The sequence below is a fragment of the Microbacterium sp. PF5 genome (assembly GCF_004794315.1).
Taxonomy (GTDB): Bacteria; Actinomycetota; Actinomycetes; order Actinomycetales; family Microbacteriaceae; genus Microbacterium; species Microbacterium sufflavum.
This window is the reverse complement of the sequence record NZ_SSDQ01000159.1, coordinates 1-315: the sequence shown is the minus strand read 5'-3', so window position 1 is coordinate 315 and position 315 is coordinate 1. Positions and strand designations below refer to the sequence as shown.

The following is a 315-nucleotide window of genomic DNA, read 5'->3' as shown; positions in this document are numbered from 1 at the left end:
GATCCACTTTACCATTAACTTGCTTTTGAACCTCCACTATTTGTCCAGCTATCTCTTGCGCTTTACCTTCCACACTTTGAACCTTTTTATTTAACTCCGTTTTAGCTGTTTCAATCTCTTCCTTAACATCTTTAATACTTTGCTGTAATGGTCCTGTATCAGGGACGACAGGCTCCCACGCTGTGCCTGTCCATATTTTTAAAATACCAGGCTTACCATTGCTAATATCACGCCATAGTGTTTTATTTGGTTTGAGATTAGTAGTAGGTGGATTAGCTCCCTCTATGATATCTACAAGGTTTTGATCCATATAAT

At 38.4% G+C, this 315-nt stretch carries 1 protein-coding gene; it reads right to left on the bottom strand.

All coding sequences use genetic code 11. The annotated features are described in order from the left end of the window. On the bottom strand, nt 1-315 hold a 315-nt coding region (locus DW297_RS15850; protein WP_136034165.1), incomplete at both ends, for a hypothetical protein.